Annotated in this window: 18 protein-coding genes and 1 pseudogene; 13 read left to right on the top strand and 6 right to left on the bottom strand. The window is 64.2% G+C overall.

The genetic code is table 11. The features are described from left to right. Nucleotides 1-78: 78 nt before the first annotated feature. From HWY30_RS07550 to HWY30_RS07525, 6 genes and pseudogenes are all read left to right on the top strand, one after another. Nucleotides 79-996, top strand: coding sequence for a LysR family transcriptional regulator (locus HWY30_RS07550; protein ID WP_090806829.1), 918 nt, complete (start codon nt 79-81; stop codon nt 994-996). 129 nt (nt 997-1125) lie between these two features. Then, nucleotides 1126-1323, top strand: a complete 198-nt coding sequence (locus HWY30_RS07545) for a 5-oxoproline transporter, DUF969 family subunit (RefSeq protein WP_425199361.1) — start codon at nt 1126-1128, stop codon at nt 1321-1323. A gap of 34 nt (nt 1324-1357) precedes the next feature. After that, nucleotides 1358-1531, top strand: a pseudogene (locus tag HWY30_RS07540) (5-oxoproline transporter, DUF979 family subunit); the annotation flags it as partial. 10 nt (nt 1532-1541) lie between these two features. Next, the gene (locus HWY30_RS07535; protein WP_090806833.1) at nt 1542-2552 is read left to right on the top strand and encodes a DUF2891 domain-containing protein; all 1011 of its coding nucleotides are present in this window, start codon (nt 1542-1544) and stop codon (nt 2550-2552) included. A 155-nt stretch (nt 2553-2707) separates the two neighbouring features. Further along, entirely contained in the window at nt 2708-5110 is a 2403-nt protein-coding gene (locus tag HWY30_RS07530) for a DNA polymerase II (protein ID WP_090806835.1), read from the top strand. Between the two features lie 492 nt (nt 5111-5602). After that, complete coding sequence (locus tag HWY30_RS07525; RefSeq protein WP_090806837.1) at nt 5603-5974, top strand: BON domain-containing protein; 372 nt, start codon at nt 5603-5605, stop codon at nt 5972-5974. A 111-nt stretch (nt 5975-6085) separates the two neighbouring features. On the opposite strand, the gene HWY30_RS07520 is transcribed toward HWY30_RS07525, so the two are convergent. The 4 genes from HWY30_RS07520 to HWY30_RS07505 form a co-directional block, all read right to left on the bottom strand. After that, the gene (locus tag HWY30_RS07520) at nt 6086-7576 is read right to left on the bottom strand and encodes an MFS transporter (protein WP_090806839.1); all 1491 of its coding nucleotides are present in this window, start codon (nt 7574-7576) and stop codon (nt 6086-6088) included. A 134-nt stretch (nt 7577-7710) separates the two neighbouring features. Continuing rightward, nucleotides 7711-9666, bottom strand: coding sequence for an aconitase family protein (locus HWY30_RS07515; protein ID WP_090806841.1), 1956 nt, complete (start codon nt 9664-9666; stop codon nt 7711-7713). Nucleotides 9667-9799: 133 nt separating this feature from the next. After that, nucleotides 9800-10702 (bottom strand): LysR family transcriptional regulator, encoded by a 903-nt coding sequence (locus tag HWY30_RS07510; protein WP_090806843.1) that lies wholly within the window; start codon nt 10700-10702, stop codon nt 9800-9802. A 104-nt stretch (nt 10703-10806) separates the two neighbouring features. Next, the gene (locus tag HWY30_RS07505; RefSeq protein ID WP_090806846.1) at nt 10807-11535 is read right to left on the bottom strand and encodes a 2OG-Fe(II) oxygenase; all 729 of its coding nucleotides are present in this window, start codon (nt 11533-11535) and stop codon (nt 10807-10809) included. Nucleotides 11536-11749: 214 nt separating this feature from the next. Between HWY30_RS07505 and HWY30_RS07500 the strand changes: the two genes are divergently transcribed. Then, the gene (locus HWY30_RS07500) at nt 11750-12397 is read left to right on the top strand and encodes a DsbA family oxidoreductase (RefSeq protein ID WP_090806848.1); all 648 of its coding nucleotides are present in this window, start codon (nt 11750-11752) and stop codon (nt 12395-12397) included. Between the two features lie 188 nt (nt 12398-12585). Here the strand turns inward: HWY30_RS07500 and ppnP are convergent, their stop codons facing one another. Beyond that, complete coding sequence (gene ppnP / locus HWY30_RS07495; protein ID WP_008917257.1) at nt 12586-12906, bottom strand: pyrimidine/purine nucleoside phosphorylase; 321 nt, start codon at nt 12904-12906, stop codon at nt 12586-12588. Between the two features lie 196 nt (nt 12907-13102). Here ppnP and HWY30_RS07490 point away from each other — a divergent pair, with 196 nt between their 5' ends. After that, a complete protein-coding gene (locus tag HWY30_RS07490; RefSeq protein WP_090806850.1) occupies nt 13103-13678 on the top strand; it encodes a cysteine hydrolase family protein in 576 nt (191 codons plus the stop codon). Between the two features lie 55 nt (nt 13679-13733). Next, nucleotides 13734-14120: a BON domain-containing protein gene (locus tag HWY30_RS07485; protein WP_090806852.1), complete on the top strand. Its 387-nt coding sequence runs from the start codon at nt 13734-13736 to the stop codon at nt 14118-14120. 142 nt (nt 14121-14262) lie between these two features. Here HWY30_RS07485 and HWY30_RS07480 read toward each other — a convergent pair whose 3' ends face one another. Beyond that, nucleotides 14263-15039: a hypothetical protein gene (locus HWY30_RS07480; protein ID WP_090806854.1), complete on the bottom strand. Its 777-nt coding sequence runs from the start codon at nt 15037-15039 to the stop codon at nt 14263-14265. A 518-nt stretch (nt 15040-15557) separates the two neighbouring features. On the opposite strand from HWY30_RS07480, the gene HWY30_RS07475 reads away from it, so the two are divergent. The 4 genes from HWY30_RS07475 to HWY30_RS07460 all read left to right on the top strand — a co-directional run bounded on the left by HWY30_RS07475 (nt 15558) and on the right by HWY30_RS07460 (nt 20092). Continuing rightward, complete coding sequence (locus HWY30_RS07475; RefSeq protein WP_090806856.1) at nt 15558-16748, top strand: L-dopachrome tautomerase-related protein; 1191 nt, start codon at nt 15558-15560, stop codon at nt 16746-16748. Nucleotides 16749-16962: 214 nt separating this feature from the next. After that, complete coding sequence (locus HWY30_RS07470; protein WP_090806858.1) at nt 16963-18168, top strand: paraquat-inducible protein A; 1206 nt, start codon at nt 16963-16965, stop codon at nt 18166-18168. Then, on the top strand, nt 18165-19460 hold the full coding sequence (locus HWY30_RS07465) for an MlaD family protein (RefSeq protein WP_090810183.1): 1296 nt from the start codon (nt 18165-18167) through the stop codon (nt 19458-19460). Before HWY30_RS07470 ends, HWY30_RS07465 begins: the two co-directional genes overlap by 4 nt. Then, on the top strand, nt 19457-20092 hold the full coding sequence (locus tag HWY30_RS07460; RefSeq protein ID WP_090806860.1) for a PqiC family protein: 636 nt from the start codon (nt 19457-19459) through the stop codon (nt 20090-20092). Before HWY30_RS07465 ends, HWY30_RS07460 begins: the two co-directional genes overlap by 4 nt. Nucleotides 20093-20118: the final 26 nt, after the last annotated feature.

The following is a 20118-nucleotide window of genomic DNA, read 5'->3' as shown; positions in this document are numbered from 1 at the left end:
AAAAATCGAATGGCCATTATCACGGCCGCCGGGGTAGCCGAAAATTGCCCAATTCGCAAAAAGGCATTACCTTTCGGCATGACTTACAACCTGCAACAACTGCAGGCGTTCGCGGTGATCGTCGAGAGCGGCAGCCTCGGACGCGCCGCCGAAGCGCTGCACATCACACAGCCGGCCTTGAGCCGAACCATCCGCCGTCTCGAGGAACAGGTCGGCGCGCCGCTGTTCGAGCGGCATTCGCGCGGCATGCATCTGACCGCGGTCGGCGAGGCGCTGCTGCCGCATGCGATCCTGTTGCAACGCGAAGCCGAACAGGCGCGCGAGGAAATCGACGCGATGCGCGGCCTCGCGCGCGGCACGATCCGCGTCGGCGCGGTCGGCAGCATCGCGAGCCTCGTGCTGCCGCTCGCGGTGAGCGGCGTGTTGACGAAGTGGCCGAACCTGCGCGTGGAGATCATCGAGGGCGTGTGGGACCGGCTCGCCGATGCGCTCGTCAAACGTCAGATCGATCTCGCGCTCAGCATGGCCGTGCCCGATACCGACGAGATCACCGCGATCGCCGATTGCCGCTGGGAAGACGCGAGCTACGTGGTCGCCGCGCTCGATCATCCGCTGCGGCGCAAGCCCGAACTCACGCTCGCCGACACGCTGGGCGAACGCTGGGCGATTCCGCCACGCGGCACCGGCCCGTTCGAGCACATGCAGAGCGTGTTTGCCGAGCGCGGGCTGGGACTGCCGAACGTCGTCGTCGAAACGCGCTCGGTCACGGCGCTGAAGAGCCTGGTCGCGCGTTCGGGCTTTCTGAGCTGGATGGCGTCGACGATGTACGTGACCGAAAGCAAGGCCGGCGTGTTCGATACGCTTGGCGTCCCAGGCGTGGTCGGGCGGCGCACGTTGACCGCGTTCCGGCGGCGCCAGGGGATTCTGCCGAGCCCGGCGGTCAAGCTGCTGGAGCAGTTGCGGCAGTTGACGGCGGAGGGTATGACCGCGGGTTGATCGTTTCCCGCACACGCTGCCACTTTCTCGGCGTTTACCCGATGAGTAGATTTTATCGACTATTTATCAATAAAGTCTCGCGTTAGATTCCGTCGCCAAGCGTCGAGGAAACGAAGCAAGGAGAGCCGGATGGGGGTTTTGATTGGCGTGCCGATCGTGGCACTCGGCTTCGCATTGCGCTTCAACGCGCTGCTGGTGATGACGATCGCCGGCGTCGCGACCGGGATGGCCGGCGGCTTGCAGACGGTGGAGATCGTCAGCGCGTTTGGGCGCCTGCATGCGGCCACCACCGGCCGCGTGCTCTCATCACGCTGGTCGGTACGCTGACGCTCAAGTACGCGCCTTTCGTCGAAACGAAGAATCTGGTTTCTGCGGCACGCTGATGACGCCGATGGCGGCGAACTTCAACATCGTCCCCGCCGCGCTGCTCGAACTGAAGGACCAGAACGGCGTGATCAAGGCGCAATGGCCGACCGCTTTACTATTGCCGATCGTCAACACCATACTGTCGTACGTGTTCGTATTCCGCTTCTGAGGAACCGCCGATGACCACCCAGCTCACCCGCGAATTCGCGTCCAGATTCGCCAATGTCGCGCTCGCCCACCTCACGCGCGAATACCCGAACAAGCTCACGCACTCGCTTGAAGGACCGCAGGACGTGCAGGGTCCGCGCGCCTTGCATCCGATCTTCTACGGCAGCTACGACTGGCATTCGTGCGTGCACGGTTACTGGCTGATCCTGCATCTGCTCGAACGCTTCCCCGATCTGCCCGAGGCCGCGCGCATCGTCGCCGTGGTCGACGAGCATTTCACCGCGGCGAACGTCGCCGGCGAACTCGCGTATCTGGAGCTGCCGCACAACCGCGGCTTCGAGCGGCCGTATGGCTGGGCGTGGCTGCTCGCGCTCGGCGCGCAGTTGCAGTCGATGAAAATCTCGGAAGCCGCGCGCTGTGCGAAGACGTTCGCGCCGCTCACTCAGGCGTTCGTCGAGCGCTTCGAGGAGTTCCTGCCGAAAGCAACCTATCCGCTGCGCGTCGGCACGCACTTCAACATGGCGTTCGCGCTCGCGCTGACGCTCGATTTCGCGCGGCAAACCTCGCGCGAATCGCTCGAGGCGCTGATCGTCAGCACCGCGGAGCGCTGGTATCTGGACGACGTCGCGTGTCAGGCATGGGAGCCGGCCGGCGACGAATTCCTGTCGCCGTCGCTGATGGAAGCGGAGTTGATGCGGCGTGTGTTGCCGTCGGCGCAGTTCACCGACTGGTTCGGACGCTTCCTGCCGGACCTCGGCGCGAAAAAACCGGCGACGCTGTTCGAGCCCGTCACCGTGACCGATCGCAGCGACGGCAAGATCGCGCATCTGGACGGCCTCAATCTGAGCCGCGCGTGGTGCCAGCGTGCGCTCGCGCGTGCGCTGCCCGCCGGCGACGTGCGTCGCACCGTGCTGTTCGATGCGGCCGAGCGTCATCTGCACAGCGCGCTGCCGCATGTGACCGGCGACTACATGGGCGAGCACTGGCTCGCCACGTTCGCGACGCTGGCGCTCGAAGCTTGAGCGAACCGGGAACGAACTGAACCGGCTTTGAAGAGATGAAGCCGTGCTGGTTGGGGCGCTTCAGTACGAAGCGCCCTTTTCATTGCCCGTTCAACAGTCCCTGCCTGCGGCGGTAAAATCGCGCAAGGCGATTGCGCCGCTTTAAAGGTGGAAGTTTGACTGAGTTCGAGCAGGGTTTCATTTTGACCCGACATTGGCGGGACACGCCCGCCGGCACGGAAATCGAGTTCTGGCTGGCCACGGACAGCGGGCCGCGGCACATCCGTCTGCGCCCTCAGCCGTCCGTCGCCTTCATTCCGGCCGAACATCGCGAACGCGCCGAAACGATCCTGCGCCGCGACGCGCCGCTCGATCTGCGTTCGCTCGAATTGCGCGACTTCCAGCATCGGCCGGTCAGCGGGCTTTACTGTGCGCAATACCGGCAATTGAAGGGCTTCGAGAAGCGCCTCAGAGAAGGCGGTGTCGATGTCTACGAAGCCGATATCCAGCCGCCCGAGCGCTACATGATGGAGCGCTTCATCACCGCGCCGGTGTGGTTCAGCGGCGTGCCGCAGCAGAATGGTCCGGGGCTCGATGGCCCCTGGCTCGACAGCGAACTCAAACCGTCCAACGACTATCGTCCGCCGTTGAAGCTCGTGTCGCTCGACATCGAAACGAGCGCGCATGCCGAGCTATATTCGATCGCGCTCGAAGGCTGCGGCGAGCGGCAGGTGTATATGCTTGGGCCGCCGAATGGCAACCTCGGCAACATCGGCAACGTCACCGACGCCATCGACTTCAAGCTCGAATACTGCGAAACCCGCGCACAGCTGCTCGAAAAACTGATCGAGTGGATGGAGCGGCACGATCCCGATGCGATCATCGGCTGGAACCTCGTGCAGTTCGATCTGAAGGTACTGCAACAACATGCCGGGCAGTATCGCGTGCCGCTGCGCATCGGACGAGGCGGCGCGGTGATGGAGTGGCGCGAACACGGCGTCACGCGCAATCACTTTTTCGCGGGCGTGGCGGGTCGTTGGGTCATCGACGGCATCGAGGCATTGCGTTCGGCGACGTGGAGCTTCCCGTCGTTCAGCCTCGAATACGTGTCGCGCTCGGTGCTGGGCGAAGGCAAAGCGATCGACAATCCGTATCAGCGCATGGACGAAATCCAGCGCCGCTTCGACGAAGACAAGCCCGCGCTCGCGCGTTACAACCTGAAGGACTGCGAGCTCGTCACGCGTATCTTCGCGAAGACCGAGTTGCTGCCGTTCCTGCTCGAACGCGCGACCGTGACCGGCCTGCCCGCCGATCGCAGCGGCGGCTCGGTCGCGGCGTTCACGCATCTGTACATGCCGCGCATGCATCGGCAGGGCTATGTCGCGCCGAATCTCGGCGACGTGGCCGGCGCCGCGAGCCCCGGCGGCTTCGTGATGGATTCGCGGCCCGGGCTCTATGACTCGGTGCTCGTGCTCGACTACAAGAGCCTGTATCCGTCGATCATCCGCACGTTTCTGATCGACCCGCTCGGTCTGGTCGAAGGCATGCTGCATCCCGACGACGCGAGCTCGGTGCCGGGCTTTCTCGGCGCGCGCTTTTCACGCACGCGTCACTGCTTACCGTCGATCGTCGCGCAGGTGTGGCAGGCACGCGAAGCGGCCAAGCGCGAGCACAACAAGCCGCTGTCGCAGGCGCTGAAGATCATCATGAACGCGTTTTATGGCGTGCTAGGCTCGACCGGCTGCCGCTTCTTCGATCCGCGGCTTGCGTCGTCGATCACGATGCGCGGCCACGAGATCATGCACACGACACGCGAGCTGATCGAGGCGCAAGGCTACGAAGTGATTTACGGCGACACCGATTCGACCTTCGTCTGGCTCAGGCACGCGCATGACGAGGAAGACGCCGCGCGCATCGGCCGCGCGCTCGTCGAACATATCAACGCGGCGTGGCGGCAGAAGCTGCAGGCGCGCTTCGGTATCGACAGTGCGTTGGAACTGCAATTCGAGCGGCACTATCGGCGCTTTTTCATGCCGACGGTGCGCGGTGCCGAGGAAGGCAGCAAGAAACGCTACGCAGGACTTACGGTATTGCCGGACGGCCGCGAGGACGTGGTCTACAAAGGGCTCGAAACCGTGCGCACCGATTGGACGCCGCTTGCGCAGCAGTTTCAGCAGGAACTGTATCGGCGCATCTTCAAGCAGCAGCCGTATCAGGATTACGTGCGCGACTATGTGCGCGATACGCTCGCCGGCCGGCTCGACGATCAGCTCGTCTATCGTAAGCAGTTGCGCAGACCGATCGACGCTTACGAGCGCAACGTGCCACCGCATGTGCGCGCGGCACGCGTCGCCGATGAGTTCAATCGCCAGCAGGGACGTCCGCTGCAATATCAGAACGGCGGCTGGATCAGCTATGTGATGACGGTGGCCGGCCCCGAGCCGCTCGAAACGCTGCGCTCGGCGATCGACTACGAGCACTATCTGACGCGGCAATTGCAGCCGGTTGCCGACGCGATTCTGCCGTTGCTACGCGACGATTTCACGACGCTGATGTCGGGGCAGAAGCAGTTGTTCTGATCGGGGCGGCGAACGCGCGGCTGCGAGCATGGACGAATTGCCTACTTCACCATGGACGGCGGCTCGGCCTCTTCATCGGAGTGCGTGTCATGCACAGCAAAGGTGCGGCAGGGCGAGTTGCCGCGGGTCGCGTATCGCATGCTCCGCGCTCTCGAGGCCGGCGTAAATCGACGGCGCAATGTAACTGTGCCGCTACATCGGGGATGGCTAAAAATGTCAATCAGACACCGGTAATCCGTGATTAAAGGCGGAAAAAAACTAATCCCTGGTTTTGATTTGCAACCCTATCAACAGAATTAGAGCGCCATCATAATTTGAAGTATTCTAATTTCTTCGGTTGTTCGCGCAATTGGCGGGATTTGCATTGTTGCTTGACCTAACCCTTTATTGTCCTATAGTGCCATTTGATCCGCCTCAGAAATATTGTGGGGGCGTGTGTGTGATATCCCTGAATCTGTAGCCCCAACGATCTGCAACGACAGGAGAAGATGCATGAAAGCAATCCACGCCGTCAAACTGGTCGGTACCGCCCTTCTGATTTCGGGTTCGATTCACGCCTATGCGCAGGCGAGCAACGCTAACGCCCCTGCGTCTGCCCCGACCACGACGCCCGAAGCCCGATCGCATTACAAGTCAATGAAAGCAGCGAACCGGGCGCTACAGCGTCAGGTTCGAAATGCGCTGGTGAGAGACAGGAACATCTCAACGGCCAATATCACAGTTCGCGCCCGCGATGGTGCTGTCACGCTGCAGGGCAGCGTACCGCTTCAGGCAGAAAGCGACCGGGCAACCGAGGTGGCGAAAGGGGTACCCGGCGTAACTTCGGTCAGGAACGCGCTGTCGATCCGTCCTGTGGGCACCTGAAGCAGTCCTGGACCCCGCTTTGCAGGAAGGCCGGCGCTCTGACCGTGCATTCCATTGAGGGCATAGCCAATGCGGCACATCGCGGCGGGCCGGCTCGACAGCCGGCCTTCGCTAGGTGGATATCTTCTCGAGTTCGAGCCCTTTCGTCTTCGGCCCCATCAAGCCAATCGCCAGCATCACGATCAGCATCGCGCCCGCGATGAACACGAACACGCCGGTCGTGCCAAAGTAGCGCAACACGGCCGCGATCAGAAAGGCCGTGAAAATCGCGGAAAAGCGGCTCCACGAGTAGACGAAGCCGACCGCGCGCGCCCGGATGCTGGTCGGAAACAGTTCGGTCTGGTACGCGTGATAACTGTACGAAATGATGTTGCCGGCCAGCGTCAGGCACACTCCGAGGCTCACGAGGAGCACCGCCCCCGATACCTGACTGAACCACAACCCGCACACGATATTGACGCCGGCCATCACGACGATCACCGTCTTGCGCTCGAAGCGGTCGCCGATAAACAGCCCGATGATCGGACCGAGCGGCGCGGCCAATGCGATCACGCTCGAATACATCAGGCTCGTCGTGATCGTGATGCCCTGCTTGATCAGCAGCGTCGGCACCCAGTTCGCGAAGCCATAGAAGCCGACCGTCTGGAAGATGTTGAAGATCGTCATCATCAGCGTGCGGCTGCGGTACGGCGGCACCCACATGTCGCGGAAGCTGCCGCGCGGTGGGATCGGCACCGGCGGCGCCGGCGGCGGCAACTCGCGGCCATATTCGTGACGTACCTTCGCCTCGAGCGCGTTCATCACGCGGTCGGCTTCGGCGAGACGTCCTTGCTGCGCGAGCCAGCGCGGGCTTTCCGGCAACGCGCGGCGAATCCACCAGACGAATAGCGCGCCATGCGCGCCGATCAGCACGACCCAGCGCCAGCCGTCCAGACCGAACAGCGTGCGCGGCACCAGCAGAAACGATAGAAACGCGACCACCGGCACGGCCGTGAAGCCGACCGCCTGCTCGCACGCGAACGCGCGGCCGCGGATCTGCTTCGGCACCAGCTCGGAGATGTACGTGCCGATCGTCACCAGTTCGACGCCGATGCCGACACCGGCGACGAAGCGCCAGAAATTAAGGCCCGTCGCGGTCTCCTGAAACGCCATCACGAGGTTCGCCGCGGTGTACCACAGCAGCGACCAGGTGAACACCGCGCGCCGCCCGAAGCGATCCGCGAGGAAACCGCACGCGATCGTGCCGATAAACAGGCCGCCAAACAGCGCGGCGATGAAACTCGCGACGCCGGTCGAGCCGAACAGGCCATGCGTGGTCGCGGTCAACATGCCGCTTTTCACGAGGCCCGGCGCGATATAGCCGGAGTACAGCAGGTCGTAGAGTTCGAAGAAGAAGCCGAGGCTCAGCAGCACCACCAGCTTCCAGACGGAGCGCGTGGCGGGCAAGCGGTCGAGGCGCGCCGAAATGCTGCCGGCGTCGAGCGATGCGTGGCCCGTCACCTGCGCGGGCGCGCCGCGCTCGGCGCTGCCGGCCGCGTCAGTGGAATGCGCCACGGTACCGCCGCTGCGCGCGACGGACCCCGCGGGATCGGGGAATGCCATGTTGTCTGTCTCCTTCTGTTGCGACTGCTTTTACGGCAGGGCTGATCGCTTACCGCGGCCGGTTCGATGCCGGCCTTGCGTCTTGTCGCGCGTCGCACGCGCCACGATGGGTCGGCCGGAGTCCGGCCAGCATTCTAGCCGTGCCCGCGTTGCAATTGTTCGAACGTGGTGATTTTCCCGGCCAGCGCGCTCGCCGCGACCGTGTACGGGCTCGCGAGCCAGACGTCGCCTGGTCCCGAACGGCCGGGGAAATTGCGGTTGATCGCGCTGATCGTCACGTCGTTCGGGTTGGCCGATTGTCCCGGTCCGCAGTTTGCGCACGAGCCGCAGCCAGGCATCACGAGCGTCACGCCCGCGCGCTCGAACACCGGCAGATAGCCCTGCTCCTCGCAATACGCGCGCACCGCCATCGTCCCGAATTGCAGATACAAACGCGTGCGCTCGGGCACCCGTAGGCCGTGCTCGACGCCCCAACGCAGCACCTCGTGATAGAAATCGAAGTCCTCGCGCTTGCCCGCGGTGCACGAGCCGCCGTACGCGATATCGATCGCGACGTCCTGTTCGAGCCGCGTCGCCGGCACGCCATTGCCGGGGTCGCCCGGACGCGCGAGCATCGGTTCGATCGCGTTCGCATCGATATGGATCGTGTCGCGATAGGTCGCGTCCGCGTCGCTTTTCATCCAGCCTTCCAGCACGAAATCGACGCCGCGCCGCTCCTTCAGGAACGCGACCGTGCGCTCGTCCGGTTCGACGATGCCGGTAAAGCCGCCGAGTTCCGCGACCATGTTGGTCAGCGTCGCACGTTCGTCGATCGACATCGCGCGCACCGCCGCGCCGCCGTATTCGAACACGAGGCCGATCGCGCCGCCCGAGCGAATCGCCTCCATCCGCAGCAGATGCAGCACGACGTCCTTTGCGGTCACGCCGTCGCGCAACTGGCCGTCGATCTCGATGCGCAGCGTCTCCGGCACTTTGCAGCGCACGTAGCCCGTGACCCAGCTATTGGCGATTTCGGTCGCGCCCGCGCCAAATGCGAGGCAGCCGAGCGCGCCCGAATGCGGCGTGTGCGAATCGGTACCGCATGCTACCTGGCCCGGCAGCGCGTATTGTTCGGCCATCAACGCATGACAGATGCCCTCGGAGCCGGGCACACCATCGAGCGCGCTGTGCGAGCGCACCGGGTAGCCGCGCGAAAACGACGTGTGGCCTTCCATCAGATTCGCGACGCCCGGCAACAGACCGTCGCGCACGTGAGGGATGCTCTGCGGCGCGAGCACCAGATGATCCTGGAACGCGATGATGTGATCCGGCGCATGCAGCGGCGCGGGCTTGCCGAACGCCCGATGCATCAGATGCGCGCACATGCCGGTGAAATAGTCATGGCTGAAGCGCCAGTCGGCGGCGATGAACACGCCGTCGCCGCGCTGCGCGCTCGCGGTGCCCGGATGCAGATGACGGTCGATGATCTTCTCGACCAGCGTTTTCGGCTCGGCGCCCGGCGCCTCGTTCGGGGCATCGCTCGCGCGCTCGCCCGGCGCGGGCCACTCCGCGAACCGGCTATACGCGAGCAGCCCGCCGCTGCGGATGATCTGCTGCGTGAGCGAGTCGCGGCCTTTGAGGAATTCGTCGATCGGCACCGCTTCGCCTGCAAGCAGGCGATCGAGCACGGAAAAATCGGTCGTGGTCAGAATGCCGATGTTGTCGCAGTTCTGCTGATAGATACGCTCGAAGCTCTCGGCAACGATCAGGCGAATCCCTGCGGACAACTCCGCGAGCGGACTCGATTCGCGCGACGAGCCCTTGCCGTAGCGCTTGCCGGCCACCGTCACGCGAAAGCCGCCGTCCTTCACCGCATTGCGGCCGATCGGCAGACGCTCGCCAGCCTTGAAGCCGACGTACGGGTACTGGCCGAGGCGCTCGTCGTAGGTGAGCATTACGGTGACGGGCGTGATCTCGTCCGTCGACACGTTGTCGCGCAACGGCCCCGCCGTGTCGCGAGTGAAGTTTTCGCCGGCCAGTTGCGCCTCGATCACGGCCGGGTCTTGCGACAGGTACAGCACGCGGCCGTCCAAACGAATCGTATCGCTCATCACTGCATTCTCCTTGCGCTCACTATACGGCGCGCAAGGCGGATGCCGAAGTGCCGGTGCGGCAACGCTGCCGTCTCGTTTCGCGAATGCTCGATGGCGGAGCGGTGGCGCGCAGTGCGGGTGGTGGAATCGTCTAAGGCGGATTGCCGAGGAACGACACCAGCGCGGCCGCGCTCGCGCTCAACTGCTCGCGCGCCTTGAAGATGATGATCAGATGACGCTCCGCCCACGCATCGGCAAGCGGCAGCAGCCGCACGTCGAGCGTGTTCACGTAGAGCAGGCCGACCGGCTCGGGCACGATCGCGATGCCGAGCCCCGCATGCACCATCCGGCACAGCGCATCGAGACTGCTCACGCGCATGCGCACCTCGAGCTGCCGCCCCGCGCTCGCCGCCTGCTGCGCGAGCAAACGTGTGAGCGCGCTTTCGCTGCGCAAGCCGACGAAGCTGTCGTGCAACAGATCGTCGAAGTTCACCCGCGCCGCGCTGGCGAGCCGATGCCCACCCGGCACGAGCACCGCGAGCCGGTCCTGGCGGTACGGCACCTGCTCGAACGCCTCGCTGCCAGCAACCGGATTGCAGATGCCGAAGTCCGCGCCGTGTTCGTCGACGATACGCAGCACGTCCGCGCTGTTTTCTTCTTCGAGTTCGATCGCTACATCCGGGAACGCGCGGCCGAACGCGGCCACGTCTTCAGGCAGAAACTGCACGATCGACGACAGATTCGCGACCACCCTCACGCGCCCTTTGACGCCCGTCGAAAAGCGCGACAACTCCGCGCTCATCTGCTCGATATTGCCGATGATCGCGAGCGCGTAGCGCAGCACGGTCTCGCCGACCGGCGTCACGGTAATGCCGCGCGACTGCCGCTGAATCACCGGCAGGCCGATCAGCGCCTCGATCTCGGCGATGCGCCGGCTCACCGCCGACGACGCGATGAACTCGCGCTGCGCCGCGCGCGCGATATTGCGCTCCTGGCAAACGGCGACGAACAGACGCAGCGAAGTCAGATCGAGTTTCTTGAGCAGGTTTTCCATGGGACGAGGCGACGGATCTCACGACAATGGCGGCAGATCGCTGGAATCGTGGCCGTTATCGTCTCACGGCACGCGGTGTTGCGCCATTGCGCCGACAGCGGCCCTCACAGCGCATCATGAAAGATGATGCCGACCGTATGCCGATGTCCCGAGCGCAGGCGGCTCACGCCGTGCCGCAGATTCACGCGATACGGCCCGCGCGTACCCTGCACGGGCCGGCTGTTCACGGCGAACACGACCGCGTCGCCCTTCGCGAGCGGCACGACTTCGGCACGCGACTGCATGCGCGGACGCTGCTCGGTCATCACGAACTCGCCGCCTGTGAAGTCGCGCCCCGGCTCCGACAGCAGTACCGCAACCTGCAGCGGGAACACGTGTTCGCCGTACAGATCCTGATGCAGGCAGTTGAAATCGCCCTCGCCGTATTGCAGGATCAGCGGCGTCGGACGCACCTGGCCGGCGTCATGGCAGCGTCGAATGAAATCCGCATGTTTCGGCGGATAGCGCACGTCGATGCCCATCGCCATGTTCCAGCGGTTCGCGACCGGCACGAGGTGCGGATAAAGGGCACCGCGCAAGCCGCCGACGAGCGACGGCAGCGGATACGCAAAGTACTTGTATTCGCCGCGACCGAAGCCGTGGCGCGCCATGACGACGCGGCTGCGATAAAGCGCGTCGCGTGTATAGAGCGCGCTCAGCGCGTCGCATTCGCGGGGCGTCAACAGTTGCGGCACGGCGGCGCAGCCGTACTGATCGAGATCGTGTTCGATCCGCGGCCAGTCGAGTGCGTCGACGCGGTGGTCGATCGTTTGGGTGGGAGCGATTGCGTTCATCGTCGATGAGTGGGCGGCGCGGGCTCGTCGCCCCGCGCCATCAAGGTAGGTAGCTCGATGAACTTAGTGTACGAGTGTGGTGGCGGGAAAACACTCCGGGTCTTGCGGTCAAATTCAGCCGCACTGCACGGACGGACGATTCACGCTACGCTGTCGGTTTCGTTGCGGCCGCACTTGCCGCCGCCGCATCGCAGTTCATTCCGCCAGGACAACCATGAAACAGCAGCTCACCATCGATTTCGTTTCCGACATCGCCTGCCCGTGGTGCGCGATCGGCCTGTCGTCGCTGCAGCTCGCGCTCGCGCGGCTTCAGGACAAAATCGACGCGCGTATCGTCGTGCATCCATTCGAACTGAATCCGCAGATGGCACCGGACGGCGAAGACATCGTCGAGTATCTCGGCAAGAAATACGGCCGCACAGCCGCGCAGATCGCCGAAACGCAGGCGATGATCCGCGAACGCGGCGCGAGCGTCGGCTTCGATTTCGGTCCGCGCATCCGCACCTACAATACGTTCGACGCGCACCGCCTGCTGCATTGGGCCGGCCTGAAGGGCCACCAGTTACCGCTGAAGCTCGCGCTATTGCGCGCGTATCATGCCGACGGCAAGAATCCGGGCAATCATGACGTGCTGGTCGAAGCGGCCCAGTCGGTAGGACTCGACGCCAACGAAGCGCGCGACGTGCTGACGAGCGGCGCGTATGCCGATGAAGTGCGCGAAGCGGAAAAGAACAATCAGGAAATGGGCATTCAATCGGTGCCGTCGATCATTTTCAACCGCCGCTATCTGGTGACCGGCGGCCAGCCGGTCGAGCAATTCGTGAAGGTGATCGAGGAGATCGTGGCGAAAGAGACAGCGTAAGGTTCATCGTCGAAGCGAAGCGTAATGGACGGCCCATTCTGAGCACCTGGCTCAAGCATGCACTCGCGAATGCTTGCGCGTTGTCTCTTCAACACATCTGAGCAAAGATAGCCTGGGTCCATTGTCCAAGCCGTCCCGGCTGCTTGCAACAGGTCTTTCTTATCCCACTGCACGCGCCTTAAAGCCGCTTACAGATAGCTGCAAACGTAGTCCAGCGTTTCAACCACATCGATATCGAAGCGGCTCTTGCCAGGCACCGAGAACGATTCGCCCGCGCCATAGGTCTTCCACTCATCGCTGCCGTCGAGACGGATGCGGCATTTGCCCGCCTGCACTTCCATCAGCTCCGGCGCGTCAGTGCCGAAGTTCAGCGTGCCGGGCAGGATCACGCCGAGCGTCTTGCGCGTGCCGTCGGCGAACAGCACGGTGTGCGACACGCACTTGCCGTCGAAGTACACGTTGGCTCGTTTGACAACAGAAACCTGGTCGAATTGCGTTGCAGCCGTCATGGCGGTCTTCCTCTGGATCATCGTGAAGGGATGCGTTGCGGCCCGGTGGGCGCGGCAGACGGCGCGCGATCCGCGCAAGCCGCCCGCGCAGGGCCCCTGCCGGGCGCGAGCCCGCCATCATACATGGCTATTGATGGCGCCAATACGGTAAAGTCTGCCAGAACGATATCGACACCTACACAGACTCATTCGACCCATGCGTTCTCCCGCTCCTTCCGCCGGCGCCGTATTGTTGTTGATCGATCTGCAACGCGCGATCGATCATCCGAGTTGGGGCGAGCGCAACAATCCCGCAGCCGAGACGCAGGTGAGCCGCTTGCTCGCGCATTGGCGTAGCCGAGGCTGGCCGGTGTGGCATGTGCGGCACGACTCGACGGAGCCTGGGTCGCACTATCGGCCGGGTCAGGCGGGACACGAATTCAAGGCGTCCAACGTGCCGTTGCCCGACGAACCGGTGATTGCGAAACGCACGAATAACGCGTTCATCGGCACGGGACTCGAAGACCGCCTGCGCGCCGCCGGCCACACGACGCTGGTCGTGGCGGGTGTCATCACCAACAACTCGGTCGAGGCCACGGTGCGGATGGCCGGCAACCTCGGTTTCGATACCTATCTAGTGGCCGACGGCTGTTTCACTTTTGCACGGACCGACTGGAACGGAACGCCGCGCAGCGCCGACGACATTCACGCGATGTCACTGGCCAACCTCGATCAAGAGTACTGCACGGTCGTCACGACGGACGCGCTATTGGGCAACGGGCAAGCGCAATAGCCGCAACGTCGATCTGCTGCGCGGCGAGCGACAATCAGGTGGTACAGGAGGACTTGTGAGAAAAGACAGCGCGAGCACCCTAATTGGCGCCATTGCCGCGGCAGCAATTGCGATCGGCACTGCGACCTGTGCGAATGCGCAAACCAGTGGCGGCATGCCGAACGATGCTTCCGCGCAAAGCCAATCCATCGCGGCATCGCCGGCTCGCAACAGACCCGATAGCGAGCTTGCGCGCGACGTGCGGCGCGCGCTCGCACGCACACCGAACCTGCATTCAACGTCGATTCACGTGCAGGCGCGCCGCGGTATCGTGACGCTGACCGGTTGGGTACCGCAGCGCGCTCAGGTGCAACGCGCGGGCAGTGTCGCGAGATCGGTGCGCGGAGTCAGACAGGTGAATAACCATCTGAATGTGCGCACGAGAGGTGCCAGCGGCCACTAGCGCAAAACGAATAAAAGAAAGTACTCAGCCCGCCACGAATGCGGCGGGCTGAGTACTTTCTATCGGCCAATCAATCGATGCGTGCGAGTATTCGCCGCGGCGTTCCATTGCTGCGCAACGCCGCCACGACTCGCGCAATACCTCAACGCCACATACGATAGCTGTAGACCGGCGCGCGATACGCATACACGCGCGGCTGCGCCCAATAGACCGGCGGACGATAAACCTGATAAGCGACAGGCGCGACCGGTTGAACCACCGTTTCCACGACCTGCGGCATTTCATCGTATTGCGCCTGCGGATAAACCGGCACGTACTGCACGGGCGGCTGAGGATAGTCCTGCCGCACGTATACCGGCTGGTTGTCGTAGACCGGCTGCATCTGCGCGTAGGCCGGCGCCTGCTGGTATTGCATTGGCGGCGGCGCGTACTGCGGCTGCTGGTACACCTGCTGATATTGCTGTTGCGGCGGCGGTTGCGGCACCTGACGCTGCGTGTATTGGACCGGCCGCGGCTTCTGAGGCTGCGGCGGAATACTCGTGTACTTCGAGTTATCGTCTTCGGGAACGCCCGGCGGCAGCGGCGGCACGTCGACCCGCGCGACGTCGGTCCTGGCGGGTTGCCGCTGACCGTGATTGTGCGAGTCGATCATTGCCTGGTAATCGGCCTGATCCTGCTTGCCGCGATTGATATAGCCATTGCGATACGCGCGGGCCACGTCCGACATCTTCGCATTCGGATCTTCTTTCATGCCGTCCGCATTGACCTTGTACTCGTTCGGACTGAGCGAGCCGGCCGGCACCTCGTCGTCGGACGCATACGCCGCTTCGGGTCCGTCGGCCCACGCCGGATAACATTGCAGCGTTAGCACCGAAGCGACCGTCGTCACCCCGAGCCCCCAAAGCGTCCTTGTTCTCACGATCCACCTCGCGGCCGATTAAGAGTATTGAAAGCCGAAATTTTTACTTGCAGGCGTGGCTATTTGTCTGCGCGTGCAATTGTTATTTTCTAGCACATTCCTTTGACGTCGGCATTATTTTTTCTTTGCAAATGAGCGGTGTAGCGCACGAGTGACACGGCGGGTCCAAAGGCGAGTCAGGAGAAACCCTGAGAGTCAGAGTTGCCGAAATGGACCGTTTGGTACGGCGGCTCCGCACGCCGCCGCGGAGCGATTCTTTTCGCCCTGAATGACGTAGTAGCAACGCGGCCTTTTAGCGCGCCATGTCGTATCAAGCGCCACGCGACAACTCGGCTTTCCCTATTGCGCGCACTACCGTTCTCTGCTCGCGCGAAAGTCAAACGATTCGCATAAAGGGCGGTCAGCAATTCACGTTGAATACCTTCCGAAAGATTCGCGGATTACGATTTACTTTATCTTTGCACGCGGCATTCGGTTTGCTGAATACTGACATTTCCGTCCTGTCCCGGAGACAGCTCATGAAAGACACCGCCACGCCAACCGCCGCGGATCGGGTTCCACTGACCGCCGCGCCTGCATCGAGCGCCGGTGACGACGGCTCGCTGCCGCATCTGCGCGAGATTGCGTCTTTCGGGCACCAGGTGACCGGCGTCGCCGTCGCCGCGGACGGACGCATCTTCGTCAACTTCCCGCGCTGGACAGAAGACGCGCCGATCTCCGTCGGCGTACTCACGCCCGATGGCGACGTCCGTCCTTATCCCGACGATCGATGGAACGGCTGGCGCAATGCCAGGCGTGACGAGTTGAACCCGCAGGATCGCTGGGTCTGCGTGCAGGCGATGCTGTGCGATTCCCAAAACAACCTGTGGGTACTCGACCCCGGCGCGCCGGCCCAGGCGTTCGTCGTGCCGGGTGCCCCTAAACTGGTCCGCATCGATCTTGCGACGGATAGCGTCGTCGGCTGCATTGCGTTCACGCTCGAAATCGCACCTCAGGGCAGCTATCTGAACGACGTGCGCATCAGTCCCGACGGCCGTTTCGCCTACATCACGGACTCTGGAACACGCGGCGCGATCGTGGTGGTCGATCTCGGCACCGGTCAAGCGCGCCGCGTGCTCGACGGGCATCCGTCGACGCAAACGGATCCGGGCGTCACGGTCCATGCAGGCGGCGCACCATTGCGGCGTCCCGATGGACGCGGCGTCGAATTTGCGGCCGACGGCATCGCGCTCACTCGCGATGGACTGTATCTGTACTGGCAGGCGGTGAAGGGCAAAACGCTTTACCGCGTGCCCACCGAAGCGCTTCGCGATACCACGCTCGCGACCGATGAAGTCGGCAACCGCGTCGAGAAAGTGCTCGAGCATCGCCCCGCCGACGGGCTGCACATCGACCGGACGGGACGCCTGCTGATTACCGCGGTCGAAGAACACGCGGTGAAGGTATGGGACGGCGCGACATTGACGACGTTGCTGCACGAGCCCGGCCTGCGATGGCCGGATACGTTCGCGGAAGGGCCGGACGGCACGATCTACCTGACCGATTCACGCATTCCCGAGATGAACTGGTTCAAGCCGGGCCATCCCGACGCGCTGTCTTCGAGGTTGCTGATCCTTGCCGACGCCGGCCCGTCAGCGGCGCCGGACACCAAACCGGGCACGCCGCCCGGCTCGCAAAGCGAAGCGGATCGGAACCGCTCACCCGACTGACGCCACACCGCGGCCGCCGTTCGTCCGTGCTGCCCGGCGCGCCGAGGCCGGGCCGGGAACGCGCCATGCTAGTGGAGGACAAGAACTGGCGCGCGCCAGCGCGTCTGCCGTGCATGCACGCGCCAAACGGCGCCAGGGGTCGAGTGATGATCGGCGAAACCTCATTCGCAACGCGCTGCCCGCCTGAAAACGGACAGCCGATGGAGAACGTCGCATGACGATCGGCTGCCCCGAATGCGGCGCGCTCGAAGACATCCCGCCGCTCACCGCCCATACCTACGCGCGTTGCCGCGCCTGTCACTTTCCGCTCGAGCGGCGTAGCGGCCGAAGCCAGACCGCGGCGCTCGCCTGCGCGAGCGCGACCTTCGTATTGCTGTTTCCGGCCAACCTCGCGCCGCTGATGTATGTCCATATGCTCGGCGTCGAACGCTCATCACTGCTGTCGTCGGGCATCGTGCAGATGTGGAACGATGGCTGGTTCATTCTCGCGGTACTGCTCGGCACCTTCGGTATCGTGCTGCCATTCATCCGCTTTGGCGGCCTCGTGATCGTCCTCGCCGCGCTGCGGCTCGGCCGGCGTACCAGAGGAATCGGCGCGCTGTTTCGCTGGACCACCTCGCTCGATATCTGGACCATGCCCGATGTCTATCTGGTCGGCTGCTTCGTCGGTTACGCGCGCGTGACGCAGAATCTGACCGGCACGATCGCCCCCGGCGGCTACTGCTTCATCGCCGCGGCGCTGCTGTCGATGCTCACGCGCGCGTCGCTCGACCGGAGAACGGTGTGGCGCGCGATCGCCGCGGAAAACGAGTTGCCGGAACATGAAGCGCCGCTGTCCTGCACGGTTTGCGATCTGGTCGTGCCGATGTCGCAGGAGGGGCGTCCGTGCCCTCGCTGCGCACTGACGTTGCGCGCTCGCAAAACCGACGCCGTCGTGCGCGCGGCTGCGCTGTCGCTCGCCGCGCTCGTTCTGACGATCCCGGCCAACCTCTTTCCGATGACCACTTCGATGCAACTCGGGCGGACCCACTCAACCCGGATCATCGACGGCGTCTACCAGCTGTTTCACGCTGGCCTGTGGCCGCTCGGCATTCTGATCATCTGTACGAGCATCATCATTCCGGTGGCGAAGATTCTCGGCATGGCATGGTTCGTCGTCTCCGTTCGGCGCCGTTCGCGCCGGCATCTGCGGGTCAAGGCGCATCTGTACCGCCTGATCGACGAACTCGGCCGATGGTCGTACGTCGACGTGTTCACGATCGCGGCGTTCGTGCCGCTGGTCCGGTTCGACGGCATCGCCGCGGCGAGACCCGCCATTGGCGCCACCGCGTTCGCGCTGGTCGTGTTTCTGACGATGGCCGCTTCGCGCGCATTCGACCCGCGCCTGATGTGGGACGTCCACCCGCGGAGCAAGCGATGAGCGGCACGCGTCCCCGTCGTTCGCAAGCTCAGGTGCGGCGCAGCTCTTGGCCCGGCTGGATCTGGGCGGTGCCGGTCGCAGCCTTCGCGATGGCCGGATGGCTCGGCGTTCGCGCGTTGATGCATCATGGCGAGACGGTCACGGTAACCTTCGACAACGCGTACGGCATGAAGCCCGACGACACGATCGTCACGCTGCGCGGCGTGAAGGTCGGCGCCGTCTCGGAGATTACGCTCGCGCCCGATGGCCGACACGTGCAAGCCGAGCTAAAGATAGATCGCGCCGAAAAAAAGTATCTGCGCAGCGAGACCAGGTTTTATCTGCGCGGCGCACACGTGGATCTCAACGATCCAGCGTCGATCAAGGGAGTGCTGACCGGCCCCGAGATCGTGATGGAGCCCGGGCCCGGCGAACCGGCATCGCATTTCGACGGTGTCGATCGCCGCCCCGCGCTCGCGCCGGGGCACGGCCCGGTCGTCACCTATCTGGTGCGCTTCGAGGGCGCCGTCGGCGACCTGAAGAGTGGTGCCGATGTGCAATTGCGCGGTTTCGACGTGGGCACCGTCACCAGCGTGCGCCTGAACTACGACGCACGCACGGGCGCGCTGAGCACCCCGGTGCAGATCGCGCTGAACCCGTCGCAGCTTGGCATCGTCGGCGCGCCGCCACCGGCCAACGGGGACTGGCGCCCGCTCGTCGATGGCATGCTCACCCGGCTCGTCGCCACAGGCTTGCGCGCGCGGTTGTCGCAAGATCCGCCGCTCGTCGGCGCGGACAAGATCAACCTCGACTTCGTGCAAGGCGCGCCGGTGGCGACGCTCGCCAGCGAGGACGGCCTGCCCGTCATTCCGAGTGTCGCCGCCGCGAATCTCGACACGACGATGGCCAAGGCCAACGAGGTGATCCAGAAAATCGACGATCTTCCGATCCGGCAAACCGGCGAACAGGTCCGCAGTATCGCCGCGCATATCGACGCGCTCAGTTCCTCGCCTCAGATCAAGGACAGCCTGACGCACATCGACCACTCGGTCGCGCAGATCGATCACACGTTGCAGCAGGTCTCGCCACAGATCGGTCCGCTCGTCGCGCAATTGCGCGAGACGGCGAACGCGGCCGATCGCACCGTTGCCGCGGCGAACCGGACGCTAGGCGGCGACGCGTCGAGCCAGAACGACCTGCCTGCCGCCATGCAGGAGCTGACCGACACCGCACGCTCGATTCGGGCACTGGCCGACTATCTCGACCGCCATCCGGAGGCGCTGATCCGTGGCAGGCAGCAGGAGGCTCAATGATGACGAGGTCCACGTTCCCCGTCGGACGCGCCGTCGCGGCATCGCTCGCGACGAGCGTCAGGACGGCGGCGTTTGTCGTAACCGTCGCGGCGATGACGCTCGCCGGATGCGGACACAGCATACCGACACGCTATGTGACGTTGAACCCGATGCCCGCCGACGCGCCGCCCGCCACGGCGCCGATCCCACCGATTCAACTGACCGCCGTGCATATTCCCGCGGTGCTCGATCGGCTCGAAGTCGTCACGCTGGCTTCGCAGAACCGGCTGACGATCGACGATAGCGACCTGTGGGGCGCACCGCTCGCTCAGATGATGCGCAAAACGCTTGCCCAGGACTTGCTCACGCGGCTGCCCGCCGGATCGTTCGTCGTTCCGGATGCACCCGCGCCGCCCGGCACGCGCACGCTGGTCGTCACCGTGCTGAATGCCACGGCCGACTCGAGCGGCACGCTGACGCTGCAAGCGGAGTGGACGCTGCTGGCCGGGCACTCGGATCAGGCGACGCTGCGGCAGCAGGTGACGCTCGACTCCGCGATCAATGGACACGATGCGCTCGCGCAGGCGGCCGCGTTGAGCCGCGTTCTCGGCGATTTGGCCGACCGGATCGCGGCGGCGGTCCTCGCGCACTGACCGACGGCGTCGAGTTCGCTGCCGCG

The sequence above is a fragment of the Paraburkholderia tuberum STM678 genome (genome assembly GCF_902833905.1).
Taxonomy (GTDB): Bacteria; Pseudomonadota; Gammaproteobacteria; order Burkholderiales; family Burkholderiaceae; genus Paraburkholderia; species Paraburkholderia tuberum.
This window is presented reverse-complemented; position numbering and strand designations above follow the sequence as displayed.

Bases quoted from the DNA above. Each gene is read 5' to 3' on its own strand.
- HWY30_RS07520 (WP_090806839.1), bottom strand. From the start codon at position 7,576: ATGGCATTCCCCGATCCCGCGGGGTCCGTCGCGCGCAGCGGCGGTACC.
- HWY30_RS07515 (WP_090806841.1), bottom strand. From the start codon at position 9,666: ATGAGCGATACGATTCGTTTGGACGGCCGCGTGCTGTACCTGTCGCAA.
- HWY30_RS07465 (WP_090810183.1), top strand. From the start codon at position 18,165: ATGAGCGGCACGCGTCCCCGTCGTTCGCAAGCTCAGGTGCGGCGCAGC.
- HWY30_RS07490 (WP_090806850.1), top strand. From the start codon at position 13,103: ATGCGTTCTCCCGCTCCTTCCGCCGGCGCCGTATTGTTGTTGATCGAT.
- HWY30_RS07550 (WP_090806829.1), top strand. From the start codon at position 79: ATGACTTACAACCTGCAACAACTGCAGGCGTTCGCGGTGATCGTCGAG.
- HWY30_RS07545 (WP_425199361.1), top strand. From the start codon at position 1,126: ATGGGGGTTTTGATTGGCGTGCCGATCGTGGCACTCGGCTTCGCATTG.
- HWY30_RS07470 (WP_090806858.1), top strand. From the start codon at position 16,963: ATGACGATCGGCTGCCCCGAATGCGGCGCGCTCGAAGACATCCCGCCG.
- HWY30_RS07525 (WP_090806837.1), top strand. From the start codon at position 5,603: ATGAAAGCAATCCACGCCGTCAAACTGGTCGGTACCGCCCTTCTGATT.
- HWY30_RS07500 (WP_090806848.1), top strand. From the start codon at position 11,750: ATGAAACAGCAGCTCACCATCGATTTCGTTTCCGACATCGCCTGCCCG.
- HWY30_RS07460 (WP_090806860.1), top strand. From the start codon at position 19,457: ATGATGACGAGGTCCACGTTCCCCGTCGGACGCGCCGTCGCGGCATCG.
- HWY30_RS07475 (WP_090806856.1), top strand. From the start codon at position 15,558: ATGAAAGACACCGCCACGCCAACCGCCGCGGATCGGGTTCCACTGACC.
- ppnP (WP_008917257.1), bottom strand. From the start codon at position 12,906: ATGACGGCTGCAACGCAATTCGACCAGGTTTCTGTTGTCAAACGAGCC.
- HWY30_RS07505 (WP_090806846.1), bottom strand. From the start codon at position 11,535: ATGAACGCAATCGCTCCCACCCAAACGATCGACCACCGCGTCGACGCA.
- HWY30_RS07535 (WP_090806833.1), top strand. From the start codon at position 1,542: ATGACCACCCAGCTCACCCGCGAATTCGCGTCCAGATTCGCCAATGTC.
- HWY30_RS07510 (WP_090806843.1), bottom strand. From the start codon at position 10,702: ATGGAAAACCTGCTCAAGAAACTCGATCTGACTTCGCTGCGTCTGTTC.